Genomic DNA, 22,669 nt, shown 5'->3' with positions numbered 1-22,669 from the left:
TCAGTCTGGAGCTTCAGATGTCTGCGCCACACGAACATGCCTCTACGGCGGTCTCGCCACACCTGTCATTCGAAGCGCTGAGCGCTTTGCTCGAGAAGATTTTTCTGCGTCACGGCACGTCGGCCGACGTTGCCCGGGTGCTGGCGCAAAACTGCGCCGGTGCCGAGCGCGACGGCGCGCACAGCCACGGGGTATTCCGGATTCCTGGTTATGTTTCGACGCTGCAAAGCGGCTGGGTCAATGGCCAGGCCGTTCCGGTGGTCGAAGATGTGGCTTCAGGATTTGTGCGGGTCGATGCCGGTAACGGTTTTGCGCAACCGGCCCTGGCGGCAGCACGTGAACTATTGGTGCAGAAAGCCCGAAGTGCCGGCATTGCAGTGCTGGCGATCCGTAACTCACACCATTTCGCGGCCTTGTGGCCGGATGTCGAACCCTTCGCTTATGAGGGCCTGGTGGCGTTGAGCGTGGTCAACAGCATGACCTGCGTGGTGCCTCACGGCGCCGACCGGCCGCTGTTCGGTACCAACCCGATTGCCTTTGCTGCCCCGCGGGCTGATGGCGAGCCGATTGTCTTCGACCTGGCCACCAGTGCCATTGCCCATGGCGATGTGCAAATTGCCGCACGCCAGGGTGAGCGCTTGCCGGCAGGGATGGGCGTGGACAGCCTCGGCCAGCCGACCACAGACCCGAAAGCGATTCTTGAGGGCGGCGCGTTGCTGCCTTTTGGCGGGCACAAGGGCTCGGCATTGTCGATGATGGTCGAGTTGCTCGCGGCGGCACTGACCGGTGGTAACTTTTCCTTCGAATTCGACTGGAAGAACCATCCTGGCGCCAAGACGCCGTGGACGGGTCAGTTGCTCATCGTGATTGATCCGGGCAAAGCGGCAGGGCAAAGTTTTGCCGAGCGCAGCCAGGAGCTGGTGCGGCAAATGCACGGTGTCGGCTTGAAGCGTTTGCCGGGTGACCGGCGTCACCATCAGCGCGCCAGGTCGCAGGCCAATGGCATCGAGCTGGATGCCCAGACGCTGGCGAACCTGCAGGAGCTGGCCGGGCTCTGACGCTTGTGGGAGCGGGCTTGCTCGCGAAAGCGGTGTGTCAGCAACCTGGATATTGGCTGACACGACACCTTCGCGAGCAAGCCCGCTCCCACATGGGTTCAGTGTTTGCCAGTACTTAGCGGCGGCCCAGCAACAACCCCACCACCAGACCGAACCCGGCGGAAATGGCCACGGTTTGCCATGGATGCCCGCCAATGTAAGTTTCAGTGGCCTCGACCGCGGGCAGGGTGCGGTCGCGTACGCTGCTCACCGAATCCTTGGCCTGCTGGAGTTTCAGGGCGATTTGTCCGCGTAGGGTCTCCGCTTCTTCCCCGACCAGTGAGGCACTGCTTTTCAGCAGCTTTTCCGACTCTTCGATCAGCGATCGCAGCTCGCTGAACGCTTGATCCTTGATTTGATCTTCGGCGGTGTTGCGGGCCATTGAAGTACTCCTTGCAGGTAGGTGGACAGTGAATGATGGAGCCTGCCGTCGCCGGAAAAGTTGCATCTGTTTTGCCGGGGAGGTCATCTTGCGAAAAAACCGGCGCAGGACATTTCGCCCTACAGTGTAAGATGTCGCCATTTTTACGCAGCAGGAAATTCCCATGAGCTTCAATCTGGCCGACAAACCCCTCGCCGAGCGCGCTGCGCTTGAAGACGAGAAATCCCGTCTGTTCGAACTCTGGCAAAACAACCTGGGCAAAGCCAAGGGCGAGGCCGCACGGTTGTTCGGTGAACGGGCCAAGCGCAAAGGCAAGTGGGCGGAATGGGTGCGCGCCGAACTGGACGGCATGTCGCCCCCGGAATTCGCCAACATGGTGCGCAGTGAAGTCAATCGCCTGATGGCAGCCAAGTAGGAGCAGCCAGCGGCAGCTCCTGCGCGAAACACGCGACAATCGCCTCGCGCACTTTCAACACCACCGGGTCGAGCGGGTTGCTGGTGCGCCAGCCCAGTTCGATCGGGTAGCGCGGCAACGCCAAGGGGCAGGGCAGCAGTGCCAGCCCACTGAGCGCCGCGATGCTTCGGGCGGCATGGGCCGGAATGGTCGCCACGGCCGGGCTGCCCTTGAGCAAATGGGGCAACGCGGCAAAATGCGTGGTCGAGGCGCACACCCGCCGACTCAACCCCAGCGCCGCCAGCCCCTCGTCGGTGATCCCGATAAAACCGCCGGACGACACCAGTATGTGTTCGCGGACCACAAACTCCTCAAGACTGATGCTCTGCTGGCCCTCGACCAGGGTCGAAGGGTCGATCAGGCACAGATATCCACCTTCACCCAGGACCTGACGGCTGAGCAGCCGCTCGGCAAAACCGCCCGCGGTAATTGCCAGGTCAATGCTGCGTTCCATCAGCGCCTGAGCCACGATCTGGCTGTGGGTCTGGCGGAAAATCAGCCGCAGTTTCGGCGCGCAACGGGCGATTTCTTCGATCAGCCGCCGGCCGTAGGCTATTTCGAAATCATCCGACATTCCCACGGTCACCGAGCGTCCTTCGTACTGCCGGGCGGCCGGATCGACCATCGCCAGGCTCTGCCGGCATTTGTTCAAGGCATCGCTGACCACCGGTTTGAGCTGATTGGCCTTGAGTGAGGGGGCCAGGCCTCGTCCGGTGCGCACGAACAGCTGATCGCCATACACCTCGCGCAACCGGCGCAAGGCCGCGCTGACCGCCGATTGGGTCACACCCAGACGCAAGGCGGCACGGCTGGCGCTGGACTCTTCGTGCAGCGCTTCGAAGACTTTGAGCAAGTTGAGGTCGATGTCGGTGATATTCATTTGGCTCATATCATTCAGCAGTGAATCGGTCTTTATTGATGATTGCGTGGCGCCGGAGAATGAGCAACACCTGATGCCAATGGAGTCTGTGCAATGCCCAAATCAATCGTTGCTGCCCTGCAGATCGGCGCCTTACCCGGTGGCAAGGCTGAAACCCTGGAACAAATCCTGTCCTATGAAAACGCGATCATCGAATCCGGCGCCGCGCTGGTGGTGATGCCGGAAGCGCTGCTGGGTGGTTATCCCAAAGGCGAGGGCTTTGGCACGCAGCTCGGTTATCGGCTGCCGGAAGGGCGCGAAGCCTTTGCGCGCTATTTTGCCAATGCCATCGACGTACCCGGCGCGGAAACCGAGGCGCTGGCGGCGCTGTCCGCACGCACCGGGGCCAATCTGGTGATCGGCGTCATCGAGCGTGCCGGCAGCACCTTGTACTGCACCGCGCTGTACTTTGATCCCCAGGCCGGGCTGGTGGCCAAACACCGCAAGCTGATGCCCACGGGCACCGAACGGCTGATCTGGGGCAAGGGTGATGGTTCGACGCTGCCGGTGATCGACAGCCAGGTCGGGCGCATCGGCGCGGTGGTGTGCTGGGAAAACATGATGCCGCTGCTGCGCACCGCGATGTACGCCAAGGGCGTGGAGGTGTGGTGCGCGCCGACCGTGGACGAACGGGAGATGTGGCAGGTCAGCATGCGCCACATCGCCCATGAGGGGCGTTGTTTCGTGGTCAGTGCCTGTCAAGTCCAGGCCTCTCCCCGGGCCTTGGGCCTGGACGTCGCCAACTGGCCGGCGGATCGGCCGTTGATTGCTGGCGGCAGCGTGATTGTTGGTCCCATGGGCGACATTCTCGCCGGACCGTTGCGCGACAGCGTCGGTTTGCTTTCCGCATCAATCGACACTGACGACCTGGTGCGCGCCCGCTACGACTATGACGTGGTCGGTCACTACGCTCGCCCGGATGTGTTCGAGCTGACCGTGGACGAGCGCGCTAAACCGGGGGTGCGCTTCACTTCCTGATGCCTGAGGGCTTTGGCCAAAGCAGTCAGACAACTTGATAGCTTTGACCATTGCCCGCCACCCCAAGCAGAGCGAGTATTTCCCTGTTGTTTACGGTTCCCCCAACCTAACAAAAACACAGAGGGATTCTGGCAATGCGCGATTACTTGTCTGCTACTTCTCAGTTCAATTATCAGCACACCGTCGACGCCGCACTCGCAGGCGATCTGACGGCCCTCAACGCCTGTGTCGAATGCTGTGACCGGCATGCCTTGCCGGGGCGCATCGCGCTGTTCTGGGAAGGCCGCGACGGCACCGGTGCGACGTACACCTTCACCGAATTGCAGGACAAGGCCGCGCGTTTCGCCAATTATCTGCTGGCCCAGGGCGTGAAGAAGGGCGACAAGGTCGCCGGCCTGTTGCCACGCAACATCGAATTGTTGATCACCGTGTTCGCCACCTGGCGCATCGGCGCGGTGTATCAACCGCTATTCACCGCGTTCGGCCCCAAAGCCATCGAGCACCGCCTGAGCTGCTCGGGTGCCAAAGTGGTGGTCACCGATGCGGTGAACCGGCCGAAACTCGCCGAAGTCGCCGATTGCCCGACCACGGTTACCGTCACCGGTGCCAAAGGGCAGGGCCTGGTTCGTGGCGACTTCAGTTTCTGGGCCGAACTGGCCAATTATTCCGCCGACTGCACGCCAGTGCTGCTGACCGGCGAAGACCCGTTCCTGCTGATGTTCACCTCAGGCACCACCGGCCCGTCGAAAGCACTGTCGGTGCCGCTCAAGGCCATCGTTGCATTCCAGAGCTACACCCGTGATGCGGTGGATCTGCGCCCGGAAGACGCGTTCTGGAACGTCGCCGACCCGGGTTGGGCCTATGGCATCTATTTCGGTGTCACGGGGCCGATGTCCATGGGCCATCCGATCACCTTTTACGATGGCCCGTTCACCCTCGAAAGCACCTGCCGGGTGATCAACAAGTACGGGATTACCAACCTCACCGGTTCACCGACGGCCTATCGATTGTTGATTGCCGGTGGCGATGAATTCGCCAAGTCGATCAAGGGCAAGCTGCGTATCGTCAGCAGCGCCGGCGAGCCGCTGAACCCGGAAGTGATCCGCTGGTTCGCCGACAATCTCGGTGTGGTCATCCACGACCATTACGGTCAGACCGAGCTGGGCATGGTGCTGTGCAACCACCACGGCCTGGAACACCCGATTCATATGGGCGCCGCCGGTTTCGCCTCGCCGGGCCATCGCATCGTGGTGCTGGATGACGACTATAAGGAGCTGGGTGTCGGCCAGCCGGGCATCCTGGCCATCGACCGCAGCCAATCGCCGATGTGCTGGTTCGCCGGCTACGAAGGCGGGCCGACCAAGGCTTTCGTTGGCAACTACTACCTGAGTGGCGACACCGTCGAGTGGAACCCGGACGGCAGCATCAGCTTCGTCGGTCGCAGTGATGACGTGATTACCACTTCAGGTTATCGGGTCGGCCCGTTCGACGTAGAAAGTGCGTTGATCGAACACCCGGCCGTGGTCGAGGCCGCCGTGGTTGGCAAGCCCGATCCCGAGCGCACCGAACTGGTCAAGGCCTTCGTCGTGCTCAGCCCGCAATACCGCGCAGAACCTGCGTTGGCCGAAGAGCTGCGCCAGCACGTGCGCAAGCGTCTGGCGGCGCACTCGTACCCCCGTGAAATCGAATTTGTCAGCGAATTGCCGAAAACCCCAAGCGGCAAATTGCAGCGCTTTATCTTGCGCAACCAGGAAATCGCCAAGGCTCAAGAGGCTGCGGCGAAGAACGTTCCAGCTTGAATCCAGGGAAACAATGATGCAGATCGAGAACAAGATTTTTATCGTCACTGGCGGCGCTTCCGGCCTCGGTGCCGCCACCGCCGAGGTGCTGGTCGCCGCTGGCGCGAAAGTCATGCTGGTGGACATGAACGCCGAGGCCGTTGCGGCCCAGGCCCAGCGCCTTGGCGCGCAAAGCGTGGTGGCGGACATCAGCAACGAAGCGGCGGCCGAAGCGGCTGTACAAGCGACGGTCAAAGCCTTCGGCGGCGTCAATGGTCTGGTCAATTGCGCCGGCATCGTGCGTGGCGAGAAGATTCTCGGCAAGAACGGTCCGCATGCGCTGTCCAGTTTCAGCCAGGTGATCAACGTCAATCTGATTGGCAGCTTCAACATGCTGCGTCTTGCGGCAGCGGCGATTGCCGAAACCGAAGCGGATGCCGACGGTGAGCGCGGCGTGATCATCAACACCGCCTCTGCTGCGGCTTACGACGGCCAGATTGGTCAGGCGGCTTACTCGGCGTCCAAAGGTGCGATTGTCAGCCTGACCTTGCCCGCTGCCCGCGAACTGGCACGCTTCGGCATCCGTGTGATGACCATCGCCCCCGGCATCTTCGAGACCCCGATGATGGCGGGTATGACCCAGGAGGTCCGCGACTCCCTGGCGGCTGGCGTGCCATTTCCGCCGCGTCTGGGCAAACCGGGCGAGTACGCCGGGCTGGTCAGGCATATTATTGAAAACAGCATGCTCAATGGCGAGGTGATCCGTCTCGACGGTGCCTTGCGCATGGCCGCCAAGTAAGGAGGATTTGTCATGACTATATCCAACGATCCAATCGTTATCGTCAGCGCCGTCCGTACTCCGATGGGCGGTTTCCAGGGCGATCTGAAAAGCCTGACCGCGCCGCAACTCGGTGCTGCTGCCATCAAGGCTGCGGTTGAACGCGCCGGCGTCGCCAGTGATAGCGTCGATGAAGTGCTGTTTGGCTGCGTACTGCCGGCTGGCCTTGGCCAGGCCCCGGCGCGTCAAGCGGCGCTGGGTGCCGGGCTGGATAAATCGACCCGCTGCACCACCCTGAACAAGATGTGTGGTTCCGGCATGGAAGCGACGATTCTGGCCCACGACATGTTGTTGGCTGGTAGCGCCGACGTGGTGGTCGCCGGTGGCATGGAAAGCATGTCCAACGCGCCGTACCTGCTGGACCGCGCCCGTGCCGGCTACCGCATGGGCCATGGCAAGGTGCAGGACTCGATGTTCCTTGACGGCCTCGAAGACGCCTACGACAAGGGCCGCCTGATGGGCACCTTCGCCGAAGACTGCGCCGAAACCAACGGCTTCAGCCGTGAAGCCCAGGACGCGTTCGCCATCGCCTCGACCACCCGCGCCCAGCAGGCGATCAAGGACGGCAGCTTCAAGGACGAAATCGTCCCGCTGACCGTGACGGTCGGCAAAGAGCAAGTCGTGATCAGCAATGACGAGCAGCCGCCAAAAGCCAAACTGGACAAGATCGCTTCGCTGAAACCGGCGTTCCGCGAGGGTGGCAGCGTGACGGCGGCCAACTCCAGTTCGATCTCCGACGGTGCGGCGGCGCTGGTGCTGATGCGCCAGTCGCAAGCGCAGAAACAAGGCCTGAAACCATTGGCGGTGATTCACGGTCACGCGGCGTTCGCCGACACCCCGGGCCTGTTCCCGGTGGCACCGATTGGCGCCATCAAGAAATTGATGAAAAAAACCGGCTGGTCGCTCAATGACGTCGATCTGGTGGAAGTCAACGAAGCCTTCGCCGTGGTCGGCATGGCCGCGATGACTCATCTGGAGATCCCCCACGAGAAACTCAACGTGCACGGCGGTGCTTGCGCCTTGGGTCACCCGATCGGGGCGTCTGGTGCGCGGATTCTCGTGACCTTGCTTTCGGCCCTGCGCCAGAAAGGCCTGAAACGCGGCGTCGCAGCGATTTGCATCGGCGGCGGTGAAGCGACGGCCATGGCCGTGGAATGCCTGTACTGAAATAGACGCAAAACCCATGTGGGAGCGGGCTTGCTCGCGAAAGCGGTGTGTCATTCAACAAAGAAGTCGACTGACACGGCCTCTTCGCGAGCAAGCCCGCTCCCACAGGGACTCGCACTTAGCTTGATTCAAGGATTCACCATGATCCCCAATGACGACCAACAACAAATCCGCGACATGGCCCGGGACTTTGCCCAGGAACGGCTGAAACCGTTCGCTGCCGAATGGGATCGCGAACACCGCTTTCCCAAGGAAGCCATCGGTGAGATGGCCGGGCTGGGTTTCTTTGGCATGCTGGTGCCAGAGCAGTGGGGCGGATGCGACACCGGTTACCTGGCCTACGCCATGGCCCTGGAAGAAATCGCCGCCGGCGATGGCGCCTGTTCGACCATCATGAGCGTGCACAACTCCGTGGGGTGTGTGCCGATCCTCAACTACGGCACGGATGAGCAGAAAGAACGCTTCCTCAAACCGCTGGCCAGCGGTGCGATGCTCGGCGCCTTCGCACTGACCGAACCCCAGGCGGGTTCCGATGCGAGCGGCCTGAAAACCCGTGCCCGCCTCGAGGGCGATCACTACGTACTCAACGGCTGCAAGCAGTTCATCACCTCCGGGCGCAATGCCGGTGTGGTGATTGTGTTTGCGGTGACCGATCCGAACGCCGGCAAGCGTGGCATCAGCGCGTTTATCGTGCCGACCGACTCGCCGGGCTACACCGTTGCGCGGGTCGAGGACAAGCTCGGCCAGCATGCGTCCGACACCTGCCAGATCCTCTTCGAAGACGTGAAGGTGCCGGTGGCCAACCGTTTGGGCGAGGAGGGTGAAGGCTACAGGATTGCCCTGGCCAACCTTGAAGGCGGTCGCGTCGGCATCGCTTCGCAATCGGTGGGCATGGCCCGCGCCGCGTTTGAAGCGGCCCGTGACTACGCCCGTGAGCGCGAGAGTTTCGGCAAGCCGATCATCGAGCATCAGGCCGTGGCGTTCCGCCTGGCGGACATGGCCACCCAGATCGCCGTGGCGCGACAAATGGTGCACTACGCCGCCGCCCTGCGCGACAGCGGCAAACCGGCCCTGGTCGAAGCGTCGATGGCCAAGTTGTTCGCCTCGGAAATGGCCGAGAAGGTATGCTCCTCGGCGCTGCAAACCCTTGGCGGTTACGGTTACCTCAACGACTTCCCGCTGGAGCGGATCTACCGCGACGTGCGGGTCTGCCAGATCTACGAAGGCACCAGCGATATTCAGCGCATGGTCATTTCGCGTAATCTATAAGAAGGAGTTCCCTGTGAGCGACAAAGAGCTGAGCTACGAAACGATTTTGTTGGAAATCCACGGCCGCGTCGGCCTGATTACCCTCAATCGTCCACAAGCGCTGAATGCATTGAACGCGCAGATCGTCAGCGAATTGAACCACGCCCTCGATGGCCTGGAAGCCGATTCGAACATCGGCTGCATCGTCCTGACCGGGTCAAAAAAAGCGTTCGCCGCCGGTGCCGATATCAAGGAAATGGCGGAGCTGACCTATCCGCAGATCTATATCGACGACCTGTTCAGCGACAGCGACCGCGTAGCCAACCGCCGCAAGCCGATCATTGCGGCGGTCAACGGTTTCGCTTTGGGTGGCGGCTGTGAGCTGGCGCTGATGTGCGACTTCATTCTGGCTGGCGACAACGCCAGGTTCGGTCAGCCGGAAATCAACCTCGGCGTGTTGCCGGGCATGGGCGGCACCCAGCGCCTGACCCGTGCGGTGGGCAAGGCCAAGGCCATGGAAATGTGCTTGAGCGGGCGTTTGATCGATGCCGTGGAAGCGGAGCGTTGCGGCATCGTGGCGCGTATCGTGCCGAGCGATGAGCTGCTGGATGAAGCGCTGAAAGTCGCGGCGTTGATCGCCAAAAAATCGTTGCCGATTGCGATGATGGTCAAGGAAAGCGTCAACCGTGCCTTCGAAGTGAGCCTGGCCGAAGGCGTGCGCTTTGAGCGTCGGGTGTTCCATGCGGCGTTTGCGACGCAGGATCAGAAGGAAGGAATGGCGGCGTTTATTGCCAAGCGTGAGGCGGAATTCCAAGGCAAGTGATGCGGCGTTTTCACTGACGTTTTCGCGAGCAAGCCCGCTCCCACATTGGACCTCAGCGTTTCCGAGATCCCTTGTGGGAGCGGGCTTGCTCGCGATGCTTTTAGAGCTTCACACCAGGTAGTTCTTCAGTTCGCGGGCAATCACCATCCGCTGAATCTCGCTCGACCCTTCGTAGATCTGCGTGATCCGCGCATCCCGGTAATACTTCTCCACCGGATAATCTTCCAGATAGCCATAGCCGCCATGAATCTGAATGGCGGACGAACAGACCTTTTCCGCCATTTCCGAAGCAAACAGCTTGGCTTGTGACGCCTCCGACAGGCAGGGCTTGCCGGCCGTGCGCAGGCGTGCGGCGTGCAGGATCAGCAACCGTGCGGCGTTCAACTGCATGTGCATGTCGGCCAGCAAATTGGCGATGCTCTGGTGTTCATTGATCGCTTTGCCAAACTGCACACGATCACGGGAGTAGGCCAGCGCCGCTTCAAACGCTGCACGGGCGATGCCCAGCGCCTGGGCGGCGATGCCGATGCGGCCGCCTTCGAGGTTGGACAGGGCGATGGCCAGGCCTTTTCCGCGCTCGCCGAGCAGATTGGCTTCAGGGATGGTGCAGTCGTTCAGGGTGACCGCGCAGGTGTCGGAAGCGCGGATACCCATCTTGTGTTCGGTGCGATCAACGATAAAACCGGCGGTGTCGGTGGGTACCAGGAACGCCGAGATGCCACGCTTGCCCAGGTCCGGATCGGTCACGGCAAATACAATCGCCAGCTTGGCGCGCTTGCCGTTGCTGACGAATTGCTTGGCGCCGTTAATCACCCACTGGCCGTCGCGCAGTTCGGCGCGCGTGCGCAGGTTGTGGGCCTCGGAACCGGCCTGGGGTTCGGTCAGGCAGAAGCAGCCGATGACCTGGCCGCTGGCCAGGTCCGCCAGCCAGGTTTGTTTCTGTTCTTCGCTGCCGTAGTTGAGCACCGGCCCGCAGCCCACGGAGTTGTGGATGCTCATGAAGGCGCCGGTAGCACCGTCGCCGGCGGAAATCTCTTCTACCGCCAGGGCGTAGGCCACGTAGTCGACATAGGTGCCGCCCCATTCCTCAGGCACCACCATGCCGAGCAAGCCCAGTTCGCCCATCTTCGCCACCAGGCCGTCGTCGATCCAGCCGGCCTTTTCCCAGGCCTGGGCATGGGGCGCGATTTCTCCACGGGCAAAATCCCGGGCCATGTCGCGGATCATGACTTGCTCTTCGCTCAATTCGATATCGTGCATGGCTCAGCTCTCGCTCCGGTCAAACCCGCTGAAGAAGCTCGCCACGTGTTCGGCGTCCAGCGCCTTGAGGGTTGGCGGGTTCCAGCGTGGTGTTTTGTCTTTGTCGATCAGCAAGGCGCGCACGCCTTCGATCAGGTCGCCGCGCTCGAACCACTGGCGGTCCAGATGCAGCTCAAGGGCGAAACATTGTTCAAGTGGCAGCTCGCGTCCGCGACGCAGCATTTCCAGGGTGACGCCCATGGCCAGTGGCGAGCGGGTTTCCAGCAGGTCGGCGGTGGTGACGGCCCACTCATGGCTGTCGGCAACGCTTACCTGGCGCAGTTGCTCCACAATACTCGGCACATCGGGTTGGGCGAAGAAGTGGTCGATGGCCGGCCGCAGTGCACTCAGCGGAGCGTCGGGTAGTTGCTGGACGGCGAGTTTTGCCAGCAGGCTTTGCAGGTCCTTGAGCGGTGTGTCGTGCCATTCGAGCTGGTCGAGATTCTCGTCCAGGACGCCCAGCTTGTCGCTTTCCAGGTACCAGTCGGCCAGGCCGCAATACAGCGCATCGGCGGCGCGAATCTGCACGCCGCTGACGCCGAGATAAATCCCCAGTTCACCGGGGATGCGCGACAGGAAGTAACTGCCGCCGACGTCGGGGAAATAGCCAATGCCGACTTCCGGCATCGCCAGACGGCTTTTCTCGGTGACCACGCGCAAGTCTGCGCCTTGCACCAGCCCCATGCCGCCGCCAAGGACAAAACCGTCCATCAGGGCCAGCACCGGTTTGCGGTAATGATGGATCGCGAGGTCGAGGGCGTATTCCTCGACGAAGAAATCTTCATGCAGTGTGTCGCCGCTTTTGAAGCTGTCATACAGCGAGCGAATGTCGCCGCCGGCGCAGAAGGCTTTTTCGCCGGCGCCGCGCAAGACCACCGCATGTACTTGCGAATCCTGGGCCCAGGCGTCGAGCTGGCGGTGCAGGTTGCGCACCATGTCCAGGGTCAGGGCATTGAGGCCGGCGGGGCGATTGAGGGTCAGATGACCGATGTGGTTGCGCACCTCGGCCAGCACTTCGTTTTGCATGGCATCCATGGACAGCGGCCCCTTCGATGAAACCTGAGCAGTCATCACTAACTCCCTGCTTTTATTGTTCTTTATCGAGATGCTCGCGCGCGAGCGATGGGGGATCGTATCAGTGCAAATTTGCCTTGTACAACCCGAATAAGTGCAGGTTATCTGTGCATTTTTGCATGGTGATGACCGGCATCGTTTCAGCGTAGACCACGGCGTATTCAGGCAAACGCGGCGAGCAAATCCTCTTCGAATGCCTTCTGCGCATCGCCGGCCACCTGCGCCCGGTGCCGGGCCAGATGAAACGCGACATCGAAACTCATGTCGTTTCGACGTACGGCCCTGAGCAAACCTTTTTCTTCCCAGCCACGGGCAAAGTGGCTGGGCAAATAACCGACATGCTTGCCGGAAAGGATAAAGGCGAGGGTGCCTTCGACCTGTTCCGAACGCGCCGAACACCGCTTGCCCTGAAAGGGTTCATCACTGCGCAGGAAACGGTAGGGGTGATCGACCCGGTCGCAGGCCTGGAGGTCCTGATCGTCCGGTTGCGCGTTGGTGAACAGCGGATGGCCGGGAGCGCAATACAAGTGCTGGGTTTCTATGAACAGTTGGCGGTAGTCAAACGCGCTTTGCACTTGTGAGAAATAACCGATGGCGAGGTCCAGTCGCTGTTGCAGCAGCAAGCGTTCCATTTCGCCGGGCATGGCGCTGATCAGTTCGATACGCACCGACTCGTCCCGCTCACGGAAGCGCCGGATCGCATCGGCCACTCGTTGCAGCACCGATTGATCCAGGGCTTCGGACAGACCCAGGCGCACCTCGCCGATCAAGCGTCCGGCGACGCCGTTGGATTGATGGCGGAACGCTTCGATGGACTGGAACAACCCGCGGGTGGCGCTGAGCAATTGCTCGCCCTTGGGGGTGATTTTGAATCCGCCCTTGCCGCGACTGCACAAGCGATAGCCGAGACGGGTTTCCAGCTTGGCCATTTGCTGGCTGATGCTCGACTGGCTCAACCCCAACTCGCCCTGGGCTGCGCTGAACCCGCCGCACTCCACCACGCTGACAAACAGACGCAACAATTGCAGATCCAGATCATGCAGTTGGCCGAGCATCAAACATTACTCCGTCATAAAGTCAGGTTAATTAACTTGATATTTCACCAATGTATCCGACGACGCATCCTGCAACCACTTCCTCCGGTCAGGTGTTCGTCATGGCTCCCGTGTTCAAGCTGTGTTTACCCGCGCTATTCCTTGCCATGGCTGCATCGGCCCAGGCCGAAGACAACGTGGTCAATCTGTACAGTTGGGCTGATTACGTCGCCCCCGAAACCCTGCAACGGTTCGAGCAGGAAACCGGCATCCATGTGCGCTACGACACCTTTGATTCTTCGGAAGTGCTGGAGACCAAGTTGCTCACCGGCGGCAGCGGTTATGACGTGGTGGTGCCGTCCTCCAGTGTGCTGGCCCGGGGCCTTGCTGCCGGGGCGCTGAAACCGATCCCCCACGAAGGCCTCAAGGGTTACGCCAACCTCGATCCGGATTTGCTGGAAAAACTCGCCGCTGTCGATCCGGGCAACCGCTACGGCGTGCCTTATACCTGGGGCACATTGGGATTGGGCATGAACGTCGAGGCGGTGAAGCAGCGCTTGCCGGACGTGCCACTCAACAGTCTGGATATGCTGTTCAAGCCCGAGTACGCGAGCAAGTTGAAGGATTGCGGCATCGCCATTCTCGACTCGCCTCAGGAAGTGATCGGGCTGGCGCTGCATTACCTGGGTAAAGATCCCTACAGCACCGACAAGAACGATCTGTCAGCCGCCGAGGTGTTGCTGCATCAGTTGCAGCCGAATGTGCTGTACGTCGCCACTGGACGGCAGATCAGCGACCTGGCCAATGGCAGCGTTTGTCTGGCATTGACCTACAACGGTGACGCGAGCATGGCCGCCGATCAGGCGCGCAAAGCCAACAAACCCTATGAAATTGCCTACCGGATTCCCAAGGAAGGCACCCTCGTGTGGCAGGACAACCTGGCCATTCCCAAGGACGCGCCGCACCCCGAAGCCGCTCGCGCCTTTATCGAGTTCATGTTGCGCCCCGAGTCCGTGGCGGCACTGACTAATACGTTGTTCTTCGCCACGGCGAACCAGGCCGCCACGCCGCTGGTGGATGAAGCGGTGCGCACCGACCCGGACATCTATCCACTGGCTGACGTGCGTGAGCGGCTGTATGCCGACCGCAGCATGAACCTCAAGGACATGCGTCAGCGCACCCGTCTGTGGACCACTTTCCGTAGCCGCCAATAATAAAAAGGAGCCTTCAATGGACACCCCGATGCAGAACGATCAAGCCCTTACCCGTGACAGCCTTTACGGCACGGCCGCCGAAAGCACCTACGCCGGCATTACCAGTTTCATGCGTCGCCGCTACAGCCGCGACCTGCGTGGTGTTGATGTGGCTGTCAGTGGCGTGCCGTTCGACACCGCCACCAGCAACCGCCCCGGCGCACGCTTCGGGCCACGCGGCATTCGTGCCGCCTCTGCCGGGATTGCCTGGGAACGGCACTGGCCGTGGACGTTTGACCCGTTCGACCATCTGGCGGTGATCGATTATGGCGATTGCGATTTCGACTACGGTTCGCCGCAGTCGACGCCCGAAATGATTGAGGCCCACGCTGAGCACATTCTCAATGCCGGCAGCGCGATGCTGACGTTCGGCGGCGATCACTTCATCACCTATCCGCTGCTCAAGGCCCATGCGCGCAAGCACGGGACGTTGTCGCTGATCCATTTCGACGCCCACAGCGACACCTGGCCGGACGAAGAGGGCAAGCGCATCGACCACGGCACCATGTTCTGGCACGCGGCCAGGGAAGGGCTGGTCGACCCGTCGCGCTCGGTGCAAATCGGTTTGCGCACCACCAATGACGATCATCAGGGCTTTGAAGTGCTGGACGCGCGGCAAGTGCATCGTCGTGGCTGCGAAGCGATTGTCGAGGCGATTCGGGCGCGGGTCGGCGATAACCCGGTGTACCTGACCTTCGACATCGACTGCCTCGATCCGGCGTTCGCGCCCGGTACGGGAACGCCAGTCTGCGGCGGCTTGAGCACGGTGCAGGCACTGGAGATTCTCGGCGGATTACGCGGGATCAATCTGGTGGGCATGGACGTGGTGGAAGTGGCCCCGGCCTATGACAGCGCAGAGATCACGTCACTGGCGGCGGCGACGCTGGCGATGGAGATGCTGTGTCTGTATGCGGCCAGGCACAAGGTCGATCGGTAAACGCTGAACCCCTGTGGGAGCGGGCTTGCTCGCGAAAGCGGTGTGTCATTCAACAACTATGTCGACTGATACGACGCCTTCGCGAGCAAGCCCGCTCCCACAATTGTGATTTGTGTCAGGCCACTGGAATGCTCGGCAGATCGAGGACCCGACCACCGCTGAAGCGTGCCAATGACCCGCTGATGGATTCGTGCGGCACGCCTTTGGCCACGTCACTGACGCCATCGAGTCGCGCCAATTGCTCAGCATTCAACTGCACATTCAGTGCCCCCAATGTCGCGTCCAATTGCTCGCGGGTCCGGGAGCCGAGGATCGGAATCAGCGCCGTGGTCGAACGCTTGGCCTTTTCCCGCAGCCAGGCAATGGCCACGTGGGTCGGGCTGGCGTCCAGTTCTGCGGCGACGCCGATCAAGGTGTCGAGCAGGGCGGTTTCGCGGGCGCTTTTTTCGGTATGAATCAGCACGCCGAGCTTGTTCGCGCGATTGTCGCCTTCACTGTTGCGATACTTGCCGGTGAGGAAGCCGCCACCCAGCGGCGACCACAATGTCGCGGCCAGGCCCAGGGCTTCGGCCATCGGCAGTTGTTCACGCTCAGCGGTGCGTTCGGCGAGGCTGTACTCGACCTGGATCGCGGCAATCGGTGCAAAACCGCGTACCTCGGCCAGCAGGTCGGCACGGGCGATGCGCCACGCGGGGAAGTTCGACAGCCCGGCGTAATGAATCTTGCCGGCACTGACCAGATCGTCGAAGCCGCGCAGGATCTCTTCCATCGGTGTGACACCGTCGCTCATATGGGCCCAGAACAGATCGATATGATCGGTCTTCAGGCGTTTCAGGCTTTCCTCGACGGCGCGCACCATGTTCTTGCGGCTGTTGCCAGTGTGGGAAATGCCGGCCGCCGGTGTCGTCCCGAGGGTGTATTTGGTGGCGATGACCAGGCTATCCCGTTCCGCGTTGATGAATTCGCTGAGCATGGCCTCGGACTGCCCGCCCTGGTAACCATTGGCGGTATCGATGAAGTTACCACCGGCCTCCAGGTAGCCATCAAAAATGCGCCTGGCTTCGTCACGCTCGGCGCCATGCCCCCAACCGGTGCCGAAATTGCCGGCGCCCAACGCCAGTTCGGAAACACGCAAGCCGGTTTTACGACCGAAAACTTTGTAATGCATGGGATGACTCCAGAGGGATGGCGACAAGGTTTAATAGATTACAAGAAGCATCTATTAAATATGATGTCAGTAATTTAATGCGTCAAGGTGCTTTTCCTTCCTGCATAAAACCGCCGATCACTGGTCGCGACATCGACGCGCAATGGCATACTGCCGCCCATGACTATCGAATCCCCCTTAAACGCCTGGCAGCACGCCATCGAACACAAGGGCTTTGTCCAGGACGAGGCTCAGGAATATGCCGTGTGGGCGCTGCAAAAATGCCACGAAGCGCTGCACGAAGGCCGTTCGCGCATTTCCGGGGTGTACTTGTGGGGCCCGGTCGGGCGGGGCAAAACCTGGCTGATGGACCAGTTCTACCAAAGCCTGCGAGTCCCGGCGCGGCGCCAGCACTTTCACCATTTCATGGGCTGGGTGCACCAGCGCTCGTTTCAACTGACCGGCACCGCCGATCCACTCAAGGCGTTGGCCCGCGAATTGGCCGAAGAAGTGCGCGTACTGTGTTTTGACGAGTTGTTCGTTAATGACATCGGTGACGCGATCATTCTCGGGCGCCTGTTCCAGGTGATGTTCGAGCAGGGCGTGGTGGTGGTCTGCACGTCCAATCTGCCGCCGGACCAGTTGTACGCCGACGGTTTCAATCGCGACCGTTTCATGCCCGCCATCGCGGCGATCAAGCAACACATGCAGGTGATTGCGGTGGATGGCGGGGAAGACCATCGCCTGCATCCGGGTGCCGGTTCGCAACGCTATTGGGTGGCCGAGCCCGGCCAGCCCGGCAAATTCGCCGAGGTGTTCGCGGGGTTGACTGTGGACCAGGCGGTATCGAGCGAGCCGGTCAAGGTCGGTTACCGCGCCCTTGAGGTGGTCAAGGCCAGCCCGACTGTGCTCTGGACCCGTTACGCCGCGCTATGCGAGCAACCCTTCGCGGCCATGGATTTCATCGCCCTGTGCGATACCTACGGCGCTATTCTGTTGGGGGACGTACCCAACCTCAGTGCGCAAAAACGTGCCGGGCGCATCGCCCGAGGTACAGAGGACGGTGTCGAGCGGGTGGAAGCGGGGGACCGCGAGCTGCCGCAATTGTCGGTGCATGACGACGGCGTAAGACGTTTCATCGCGCTGGTGGACGAGTGCTACGACCGCAAGGTGCCGCTGTACCTTGAAGCGCAAGTGCCAATGGCGTCGCTTTACACCGAGGGTTATCTGGAATTCCCGTTCCGCCGTACCCTCAGCCGCCTACAGGAAATGCAACTGCAACGGTTTGCCGAAGTTTGATCGGGAGCAGCGAACATGAATCAGCCCCTGTCGCACCATTTGCTGACCATGGCCTATCAGAACGCCTGGGCCAATCACCGACTGGCCAAAGCCTGGCGGCAGTTGAGCCCGCAGGAGCTGACCGCACCCCGGGTCAGCTTCTTCCCCACTATTCGCGCCACGCTCAACCACATCCTCACCTGTGACTGGTTCTATGTGGACGCCCTGGAGCGCGAATTGCGCGGCGATGATCCGCATCCCGATTGTCATAGGTTTTTCAAGGAAGACGAGCCCTGCCTCCTGGCGACGGACCTCGTCGGCGAACAGGCCCACGTCGACCGCCGGCTGATCGCCTACTGTGAGCAGATGCGCGACGCCGACCTCGGCAAAATCGTGACCATCGCCCGTGACACCCCGCAACACGACAGCCGACTGCGTCTGCTGTCCCATTTGTTTGAACACCAGATCCATCACCGCGGCCAGGTTCACGCCATGCTCAGCGGCACCTCGGTCAAGCCACCGCAACTCGACGAATTTTTCTGTGCCGGTGAGTCGCACTTGCGGGCCGAGGACTTTGCCGAGCTGGGATGGACGGAAGCTTTGATCTGGGGCGCTTGAGCGCCAAAGATTTCCTCGGTTGCGATTGTCGTTACCCCGGTGCTCGCGCTATGGTCTGCCGGCACTTCAGCGTGAAATACATGCTGGGGGCTACTTCATGTGTGATCGAGGATGGAAATGGACTCCGCAGAAATTCTTGTGCTTCAGGCCAGCTACACCAATCCGGTGCATGCCGAGGCTATTTGCCTGGTGTTGAACCACTACGCCGAGGACCCGATGGGGGGTGGCCAGCCGTTACCGGCCGGTGTGCTTGCGCAACTCCCGGCTGAGCTTGCCAGGCGTCCCCACGCTTTCAGCGTGCTGGCCTTTGTCGGTGGCGAGCCGGCCGGGCTGGTCAATTGCTTCGAAGGGTTCTCCACCTTTGCCTGCCGGCCGTTGGTCAATGTGCACGATGTGTCTGTGGTGAAAAAGTTTCGCGGCCTGGGCTTGAGCCAGAAGATGCTGCAAAAGGTCGAGGACATCGCCCGTCAGCGTGGCTGCTGCAAGCTCACCCTGGAAGTGCTGGAAGGCAATGCCGTGGCGCAGGGCTCTTATGAAAAAGCCGGTTTCGCCGCCGGCATGTTCGACCCTGCCCATGGACGGATGTTGTTCTGGACCAAGAGTCTCTGACTCAACAGGCAAAACAAGGGCGTCCATCAGGACGCCCAACAATCTTCTCCGACTGTAGAGCCGCAGTCAGAGGCCCATGGATCATTTCGGTCTGTAGGTTTCAGTCATTTGTGCGGTTTGATCGTCCGGAACCCGCAGCTCGGTGCTTTGGATGGGGTGGCCCAGGGCTTGTTGCTGGGCCAGTCGCAGACTTTCGTAGTAATAGCGCATGCGTTCGGCTCCGCCTTCGGCAAAAGCGCTGGTTGCGCCCAAGGCCATCAGGCCGGCGAGGATCAATGCAGTGCGTTTCATGGTTTGCCTCCCACCACAGATGTCGGATGCCTTTCGTCCATGAATCAATGAATCAGTGTCGAAATGACATTATCCGCCGATTCGGCTAAATGGGAATTAACTTCACCACGGCCTTGATGGCTGCGACGGGAGCATGAAAAAGGGGCGGGAATCGGCCTGATGCCAGTCAGTTAAGCTGTAGTGAGACCTGTAGCAGCTGCCGAGCCCGCGAGGCTGCGTTCGGCTGCGAAGCAGTCGTAAAAATCAATAATTGCGGTATGTCAGGCAGACCACGTCAGCTGGACTCACGACTGCTTTGCAGCCGAACGCAGCCTCGCGGGCTCGGCAGCTGCTACAAAGAATTACTGCTGAACGACCGCGAGTGAAGCAGTGCAGACTGCTCCCGCTTGAAAGGAGGGTGACAGGCGAGTGGGGCGCGTTACGTCACAGCCAGGGGTTGCGTCTGACTGGCTTGCAGCAGCAGCCGCAATTGCGCCAGCTCCTGTTTCAATTGATCGCGTTCGTCTTTCAACTGACGCAATTCATCGCGGCGGATAGTGACATAAAGAGTTTGTGCTGGCAGTGCGGTGTGTACTGTGCCCATTGCTCACCTCGCAAATGGCGTGTCTCAACTGTAGGTCCGCCTCGAAATCAACGGCTGATCTACTATCGGCGCCAATTTTGATTTCTTTTGCCCCTGAAGGGAACTTTTTTATTTTTGATTGTCGTTGTGTCTTCGGCTTGATTGCCGACGTTATCCATCAGGATCGGGCACAATGCCCGGAAACTTCACGCCAACGCTCTGGACTAACCTCATGAGTCGCGTTGGGCTATAACCTTTGACACACCTTTTATTTGTAGTAGGGAGCATCAGCACATGCAACTCGGGATTATTGGACTGGGCCGCATGGGCGGCAATATTGCGCGGCGCCTGATGCTCAACGGGCACACCACCGTTGTTTACGACCGCAATACCGCCTTTGTCGAAGCCTTGTCCGCTGAGGGCTCCACCGGCGTCACCGATCTGCCGGCCCTGGTCGCTGGTCTGGCCAAGCCGCGTGCGGTGTGGGTCATGCTGCCGGCAGGCGCACCGACCGAAGAAACCATCGACACCCTGAGCACCTTGCTCGAAGCCGGCGACACCATCATCGACGGCGGCAACACCTTCTATAAGGACGATATCCGCCGGGCCAAAACCCTGTCGGAAAAAGGCCTGCATTACATCGACGTCGGCACGTCTGGCGGCGTCTGGGGCCTGGAGCGTGGTTACTGCATGATGATCGGCGGCGATGCCGCGACCGTTAAGCGTCTTGACCCGCTGTTCGCTACCCTGGCCCCTGGCATGGGCGACATCCCGCGTACCAAGGACCGCAGGTCCGACGACGATCGTGCCGAGCGTGGCTATATCCATGCAGGCCCTGCAGGCGCCGGGCATTTCGTCAAGATGATCCACAACGGCATCGAATACGGAATGATGCAGGCGTTTGCCGAAGGCTTCGACATTCTGCAAACCAAAAACAGCGAGAACCTGCCGCAAGATCAGCGTTTCGACCTGAACGTGGCGGACATCGCCGAAGTCTGGCGTCGTGGCAGCGTGGTGTCGTCGTGGTTGCTCGACCTGACTGCCGACGCCCTGGCCAGCGATCCGAAACTCGACGGTTTCTCCGGCTCGGTGGCCGACAGCGGTGAAGGTCGCTGGACCATCGAAGCCGCCATGGAGCAAGCGGTGCCGGTGCCGGTGCTGTCGAACTCGCTGTTCTCCCGCTACCGTTCGCGTGGCCAAGGCACCTTTGGCGACAAGATCCTCTCGGCCCAGCGCTTTGGCTTCGGCGGCCACGTGGAGACTGCGAAAAAATGACCCACACGATCCACAGAAAATCCAAGGCTGAACCCGCGCCGCCGACCACGCTGTTCCTGTTCGGCGCCCACGGCGATCTGGTCAAGCGCCTGCTGATGCCGGCGCTGTACAACCTCAGTCGTGACGGTTTACTCGGGGATGGACTGCGGATCATCGGCGTTGACCACAATGCCATCAGCGATGAAGGCTTCGCGAAAAAACTCGAAGACTTCATCCGCAACGAGGTGGCCACCAAGACCGGCAAGGGCGATCAGGCCCTTGATCCGGCGGTGTGGGCCAAGCTCGCCAAAGGCATCAGCTACGTCCAGGGCGATTTCCTGGACGACAGCACTTATCAAGCGCTGGCGGCAAAAATCGCCGACAGCGGTACCGGCAATGCGGTGTTCTACCTGGCCACCGCGCCGCGATTCTTCAGTGAAGTGGTGCGCCGCCTCGGTTCGGCCGGTTTGCTGGAAGAAACCCCCGAGGCGTTCAGAAGGGTGGTGATCGAAAAGCCTTTCGGCTCCGACCTGCATACGGCCGAGGCCTTGAACGCTTGCCTGCTCAAGGTGATGACGGAAAAGCAGATCTATCGGATCGACCATTACCTGGGCAAGGAGACCGTGCAGAACATCCTGGTCAGCCGGTTCTCCAACAGCCTGTTCGAGGCGTTCTGGAACAATCACTACATCGACCACGTGCAGATCACCGCCGCCGAAACCGTCGGCGTGGAAACCCGTGGCAGTTTTTACGAGCACACCGGCGCGCTACGGGACATGGTGCCCAATCACCTGTTCCAGTTGCTGGCGATGGTGGCAATGGAGCCACCCGCTGCGTTTGGCGCCGATGCGGTACGCGGCGAGAAAGCCAAGGTCGTCGGTGCGATCCGGCCCTGGACGGTGGAGGAGGCCCGCGTCAACTCGGTGCGCGGCCAATACGTCGCGGGTGAGATCGACGGCAAGGCACTGCCGGGCTATCGCCAGGAAAACAACGTGGCGCCCGACAGCAATACCGAAACCTATGTGGCCCTCAAGGTGATGATCGATAACTGGCGGTGGGTCGGCGTGCCGTTCTACCTGCGTACCGGCAAACGCATGAGTGTGCGTGACACCGAGATTGTCATCTGTTTCAAGCCGGCGCCTTATGCGCAGTTCCGCGACACCGAGGTCGATGAGTTGCAACCGACCTATCTGCGCATTCAGATCCAGCCCAACGAAGGCATGTGGTTCGACCTGCTGGCCAAGCGTCCCGGCCAGGCTCTGAAGATGGACAACATTGAGCTCGGGTTTGCCTACAAGGATTTCTTCGAGATGCAGCCGTCCACCGGCTACGAAACCTTGATTTACGATTGCCTGACCGGCGACCAGACGCTGTTCCAGCGTGCCGACAACATCGAGAACGGCTGGCGCGCCGTGCAGCCGTTCCTGGATGCGTGGCAGCAGGACCCCAGCGTGCAGAATTATGCCGCCGGGGAGAACGGCCCCAAAGCCGGTGAAGAATTGCTGACCCGCGATGGTCGCGTCTGGCATCGCCTCGGATAACACGGATTTCCTGTGGGAGCGAGCTTGCTCGCGATGGCGGTTCTTCGGTCAATATTGATGTCGACTGACCTGCCGCTTTCGCGAGCAA

23 protein-coding genes are annotated in these 22,669 nt (G+C 61.0%); 15 read left to right on the top strand and 8 right to left on the bottom strand.

All coding sequences use genetic code 11. The annotated features are described in order from the left end of the window. The first annotated feature begins 17 nt into the window (after positions 1-17). Entirely contained in the window at positions 18-1,058 is a 1,041-nt protein-coding gene (locus tag ABIA48_RS01490; protein WP_007983587.1) for an Ldh family oxidoreductase, read from the top strand. A gap of 115 nt (positions 1,059-1,173) precedes the next feature. Here ABIA48_RS01490 and ABIA48_RS01485 read toward each other — a convergent pair whose 3' ends face one another. Then, positions 1,174-1,479 (bottom strand): DUF883 family protein, encoded by a 306-nt coding sequence (locus tag ABIA48_RS01485; protein ID WP_429486716.1) that lies wholly within the window; start codon positions 1,477-1,479, stop codon positions 1,174-1,176. Positions 1,480-1,642: 163 nt separating this feature from the next. Here ABIA48_RS01485 and ABIA48_RS01480 point away from each other — a divergent pair, with 163 nt between their 5' ends. Beyond that, positions 1,643-1,894, top strand: coding sequence for a hypothetical protein (locus ABIA48_RS01480; RefSeq protein ID WP_007983592.1), 252 nt, complete (start codon positions 1,643-1,645; stop codon positions 1,892-1,894). Here the strand turns inward: ABIA48_RS01480 and ABIA48_RS01475 are convergent. Then, positions 1,869-2,822 (bottom strand): LysR substrate-binding domain-containing protein, encoded by a 954-nt coding sequence (locus ABIA48_RS01475; RefSeq protein ID WP_429486714.1) that lies wholly within the window; start codon positions 2,820-2,822, stop codon positions 1,869-1,871. The two genes, ABIA48_RS01480 and ABIA48_RS01475, sit on opposite strands and share 26 nt — an antisense overlap. An 84-nt stretch (positions 2,823-2,906) precedes the next feature. Between ABIA48_RS01475 and ABIA48_RS01470 the strand changes: the two genes are divergently transcribed. The 6 genes from ABIA48_RS01470 (at position 2,907) to ABIA48_RS01445 (ending at position 9,684) form a co-directional block, all read left to right on the top strand. Continuing rightward, on the top strand, positions 2,907-3,830 hold the full coding sequence (locus ABIA48_RS01470) for a carbon-nitrogen hydrolase family protein (RefSeq protein ID WP_429486712.1): 924 nt from the start codon (positions 2,907-2,909) through the stop codon (positions 3,828-3,830). A 134-nt stretch (positions 3,831-3,964) separates the two neighbouring features. After that, positions 3,965-5,629, top strand: a complete 1,665-nt coding sequence (locus ABIA48_RS01465) for an AMP-binding protein (RefSeq protein WP_429486710.1) — start codon at positions 3,965-3,967, stop codon at positions 5,627-5,629. Positions 5,630-5,645: 16 nt separating this feature from the next. After that, positions 5,646-6,407: an SDR family NAD(P)-dependent oxidoreductase gene (locus ABIA48_RS01460; RefSeq protein WP_429486708.1), complete on the top strand. Its 762-nt coding sequence runs from the start codon at positions 5,646-5,648 to the stop codon at positions 6,405-6,407. A gap of 12 nt (positions 6,408-6,419) precedes the next feature. Next, entirely contained in the window at positions 6,420-7,613 is a 1,194-nt protein-coding gene (locus ABIA48_RS01455; protein ID WP_429486706.1) for an acetyl-CoA C-acyltransferase, read from the top strand. 141 nt (positions 7,614-7,754) lie between these two features. After that, positions 7,755-8,882 (top strand): acyl-CoA dehydrogenase, encoded by a 1,128-nt coding sequence (locus ABIA48_RS01450; RefSeq protein ID WP_007983604.1) that lies wholly within the window; start codon positions 7,755-7,757, stop codon positions 8,880-8,882. 28 nt (positions 8,883-8,910) lie between these two features. After that, positions 8,911-9,684 (top strand): enoyl-CoA hydratase, encoded by a 774-nt coding sequence (locus ABIA48_RS01445; RefSeq protein ID WP_429492765.1) that lies wholly within the window; start codon positions 8,911-8,913, stop codon positions 9,682-9,684. Between the two features lie 108 nt (positions 9,685-9,792). Here the strand turns inward: ABIA48_RS01445 and ABIA48_RS01440 are convergent, their stop codons facing one another. The 3 genes from ABIA48_RS01440 to ABIA48_RS01430 all read right to left on the bottom strand — a co-directional run bounded on the left by ABIA48_RS01440 (position 9,793) and on the right by ABIA48_RS01430 (position 13,112). Next, positions 9,793-10,944: an acyl-CoA dehydrogenase family protein gene (locus tag ABIA48_RS01440; RefSeq protein ID WP_007983608.1), complete on the bottom strand. Its 1,152-nt coding sequence runs from the start codon at positions 10,942-10,944 to the stop codon at positions 9,793-9,795. Between the two features lie 3 nt (positions 10,945-10,947). Next, positions 10,948-12,054, bottom strand: coding sequence for an enoyl-CoA hydratase/isomerase family protein (locus ABIA48_RS01435; RefSeq protein ID WP_429486704.1), 1,107 nt, complete (start codon positions 12,052-12,054; stop codon positions 10,948-10,950). A gap of 164 nt (positions 12,055-12,218) precedes the next feature. Next, a complete protein-coding gene (locus tag ABIA48_RS01430) occupies positions 12,219-13,112 on the bottom strand; it encodes a LysR family transcriptional regulator (protein ID WP_429486702.1) in 894 nt (297 codons plus the stop codon). Positions 13,113-13,213: 101 nt separating this feature from the next. Between ABIA48_RS01430 and ABIA48_RS01425 the strand changes: the two genes are divergently transcribed. Both ABIA48_RS01425 and speB read left to right on the top strand, forming a co-directional pair. Continuing rightward, positions 13,214-14,305 carry a polyamine ABC transporter substrate-binding protein gene (locus ABIA48_RS01425; protein WP_429486700.1) on the top strand — a complete coding sequence of 364 codons (1,092 nt, stop codon included), beginning with the start codon at positions 13,214-13,216 and terminating at the stop codon, positions 14,303-14,305. Between the two features lie 16 nt (positions 14,306-14,321). After that, the gene (gene speB / locus ABIA48_RS01420) at positions 14,322-15,281 is read left to right on the top strand and encodes an agmatinase (RefSeq protein WP_429486698.1); all 960 of its coding nucleotides are present in this window, start codon (positions 14,322-14,324) and stop codon (positions 15,279-15,281) included. 115 nt (positions 15,282-15,396) lie between these two features. Here the strand turns inward: speB and ABIA48_RS01415 are convergent, their stop codons facing one another. Then, positions 15,397-16,449 carry an aldo/keto reductase gene (locus ABIA48_RS01415; RefSeq protein ID WP_429486696.1) on the bottom strand — a complete coding sequence of 351 codons (1,053 nt, stop codon included), beginning with the start codon at positions 16,447-16,449 and terminating at the stop codon, positions 15,397-15,399. Positions 16,450-16,608: 159 nt separating this feature from the next. Here ABIA48_RS01415 and zapE point away from each other — a divergent pair, with 159 nt between their 5' ends. From zapE to ABIA48_RS01400, 3 genes are all read left to right on the top strand, one after another. Next, positions 16,609-17,727: a cell division protein ZapE gene (zapE, locus tag ABIA48_RS01410; protein ID WP_429486695.1), complete on the top strand. Its 1,119-nt coding sequence runs from the start codon at positions 16,609-16,611 to the stop codon at positions 17,725-17,727. 15 nt (positions 17,728-17,742) lie between these two features. Then, positions 17,743-18,324: a DinB family protein gene (locus ABIA48_RS01405; protein WP_007983622.1), complete on the top strand. Its 582-nt coding sequence runs from the start codon at positions 17,743-17,745 to the stop codon at positions 18,322-18,324. A 117-nt stretch (positions 18,325-18,441) separates the two neighbouring features. Then, positions 18,442-18,933, top strand: coding sequence for a GNAT family N-acetyltransferase (locus ABIA48_RS01400; protein ID WP_108228272.1), 492 nt, complete (start codon positions 18,442-18,444; stop codon positions 18,931-18,933). Positions 18,934-19,014: 81 nt separating this feature from the next. Here the strand turns inward: ABIA48_RS01400 and ABIA48_RS01395 are convergent, their stop codons facing one another. Together ABIA48_RS01395 and ABIA48_RS01390 are read right to left on the bottom strand one after the other, a co-directional pair. Beyond that, complete coding sequence (locus ABIA48_RS01395; RefSeq protein WP_007983626.1) at positions 19,015-19,224, bottom strand: hypothetical protein; 210 nt, start codon at positions 19,222-19,224, stop codon at positions 19,015-19,017. A 418-nt stretch (positions 19,225-19,642) separates the two neighbouring features. Beyond that, positions 19,643-19,807 (bottom strand): DUF6026 family protein, encoded by a 165-nt coding sequence (locus tag ABIA48_RS01390; RefSeq protein WP_007983628.1) that lies wholly within the window; start codon positions 19,805-19,807, stop codon positions 19,643-19,645. Positions 19,808-20,080: 273 nt separating this feature from the next. On the opposite strand from ABIA48_RS01390, the gene gnd reads away from it, so the two are divergent. Further along, entirely contained in the window at positions 20,081-21,061 is a 981-nt protein-coding gene (gnd, locus tag ABIA48_RS01385; protein ID WP_429486692.1) for a phosphogluconate dehydrogenase (NAD(+)-dependent, decarboxylating), read from the top strand. Further along, the gene (gene zwf / locus ABIA48_RS01380; protein WP_429486690.1) at positions 21,058-22,581 is read left to right on the top strand and encodes a glucose-6-phosphate dehydrogenase; all 1,524 of its coding nucleotides are present in this window, start codon (positions 21,058-21,060) and stop codon (positions 22,579-22,581) included. Before gnd ends, zwf begins: the two co-directional genes overlap by 4 nt. Positions 22,582-22,669 lie beyond the last annotated feature (88 nt).

Origin of the sequence: Pseudomonas sp. S30_BP2TU TE3576 (assembly GCF_050436025.1) — a bacterium.
Taxonomy (GTDB): domain Bacteria; phylum Pseudomonadota; class Gammaproteobacteria; order Pseudomonadales; family Pseudomonadaceae; genus Aquipseudomonas.
Note: the sequence above shows the minus strand (reverse complement) of the source record. Positions and strands in the feature narration are given on the sequence as shown.

Bases quoted from the DNA above. Each gene is read 5' to 3' on its own strand.
- ABIA48_RS01490 (WP_007983587.1), top strand. From the start codon at position 18: ATGTCTGCGCCACACGAACATGCCTCTACGGCGGTCTCGCCACACCTG.
- ABIA48_RS01485 (WP_429486716.1), bottom strand. From the start codon at position 1,479: ATGGCCCGCAACACCGCCGAAGATCAAATCAAGGATCAAGCGTTCAGC.
- ABIA48_RS01480 (WP_007983592.1), top strand. From the start codon at position 1,643: ATGAGCTTCAATCTGGCCGACAAACCCCTCGCCGAGCGCGCTGCGCTT.
- ABIA48_RS01475 (WP_429486714.1), bottom strand. From the start codon at position 2,822: ATGAGCCAAATGAATATCACCGACATCGACCTCAACTTGCTCAAAGTC.
- ABIA48_RS01470 (WP_429486712.1), top strand. From the start codon at position 2,907: ATGCCCAAATCAATCGTTGCTGCCCTGCAGATCGGCGCCTTACCCGGT.
- ABIA48_RS01465 (WP_429486710.1), top strand. From the start codon at position 3,965: ATGCGCGATTACTTGTCTGCTACTTCTCAGTTCAATTATCAGCACACC.
- ABIA48_RS01460 (WP_429486708.1), top strand. From the start codon at position 5,646: ATGCAGATCGAGAACAAGATTTTTATCGTCACTGGCGGCGCTTCCGGC.
- ABIA48_RS01455 (WP_429486706.1), top strand. From the start codon at position 6,420: ATGACTATATCCAACGATCCAATCGTTATCGTCAGCGCCGTCCGTACT.
- ABIA48_RS01450 (WP_007983604.1), top strand. From the start codon at position 7,755: ATGATCCCCAATGACGACCAACAACAAATCCGCGACATGGCCCGGGAC.
- ABIA48_RS01440 (WP_007983608.1), bottom strand. From the start codon at position 10,944: ATGCACGATATCGAATTGAGCGAAGAGCAAGTCATGATCCGCGACATG.
- ABIA48_RS01435 (WP_429486704.1), bottom strand. From the start codon at position 12,054: ATGACTGCTCAGGTTTCATCGAAGGGGCCGCTGTCCATGGATGCCATG.
- ABIA48_RS01430 (WP_429486702.1), bottom strand. From the start codon at position 13,112: ATGCTCGGCCAACTGCATGATCTGGATCTGCAATTGTTGCGTCTGTTT.
- ABIA48_RS01425 (WP_429486700.1), top strand. From the start codon at position 13,214: ATGGCTCCCGTGTTCAAGCTGTGTTTACCCGCGCTATTCCTTGCCATG.
- speB (WP_429486698.1), top strand. From the start codon at position 14,322: ATGGACACCCCGATGCAGAACGATCAAGCCCTTACCCGTGACAGCCTT.
- ABIA48_RS01415 (WP_429486696.1), bottom strand. From the start codon at position 16,449: ATGCATTACAAAGTTTTCGGTCGTAAAACCGGCTTGCGTGTTTCCGAA.
- zapE (WP_429486695.1), top strand. From the start codon at position 16,609: ATGACTATCGAATCCCCCTTAAACGCCTGGCAGCACGCCATCGAACAC.
- ABIA48_RS01405 (WP_007983622.1), top strand. From the start codon at position 17,743: ATGAATCAGCCCCTGTCGCACCATTTGCTGACCATGGCCTATCAGAAC.
- ABIA48_RS01400 (WP_108228272.1), top strand. From the start codon at position 18,442: ATGGACTCCGCAGAAATTCTTGTGCTTCAGGCCAGCTACACCAATCCG.
- ABIA48_RS01395 (WP_007983626.1), bottom strand. From the start codon at position 19,224: ATGAAACGCACTGCATTGATCCTCGCCGGCCTGATGGCCTTGGGCGCA.
- ABIA48_RS01390 (WP_007983628.1), bottom strand. From the start codon at position 19,807: ATGGGCACAGTACACACCGCACTGCCAGCACAAACTCTTTATGTCACT.
- gnd (WP_429486692.1), top strand. From the start codon at position 20,081: ATGCAACTCGGGATTATTGGACTGGGCCGCATGGGCGGCAATATTGCG.
- zwf (WP_429486690.1), top strand. From the start codon at position 21,058: ATGACCCACACGATCCACAGAAAATCCAAGGCTGAACCCGCGCCGCCG.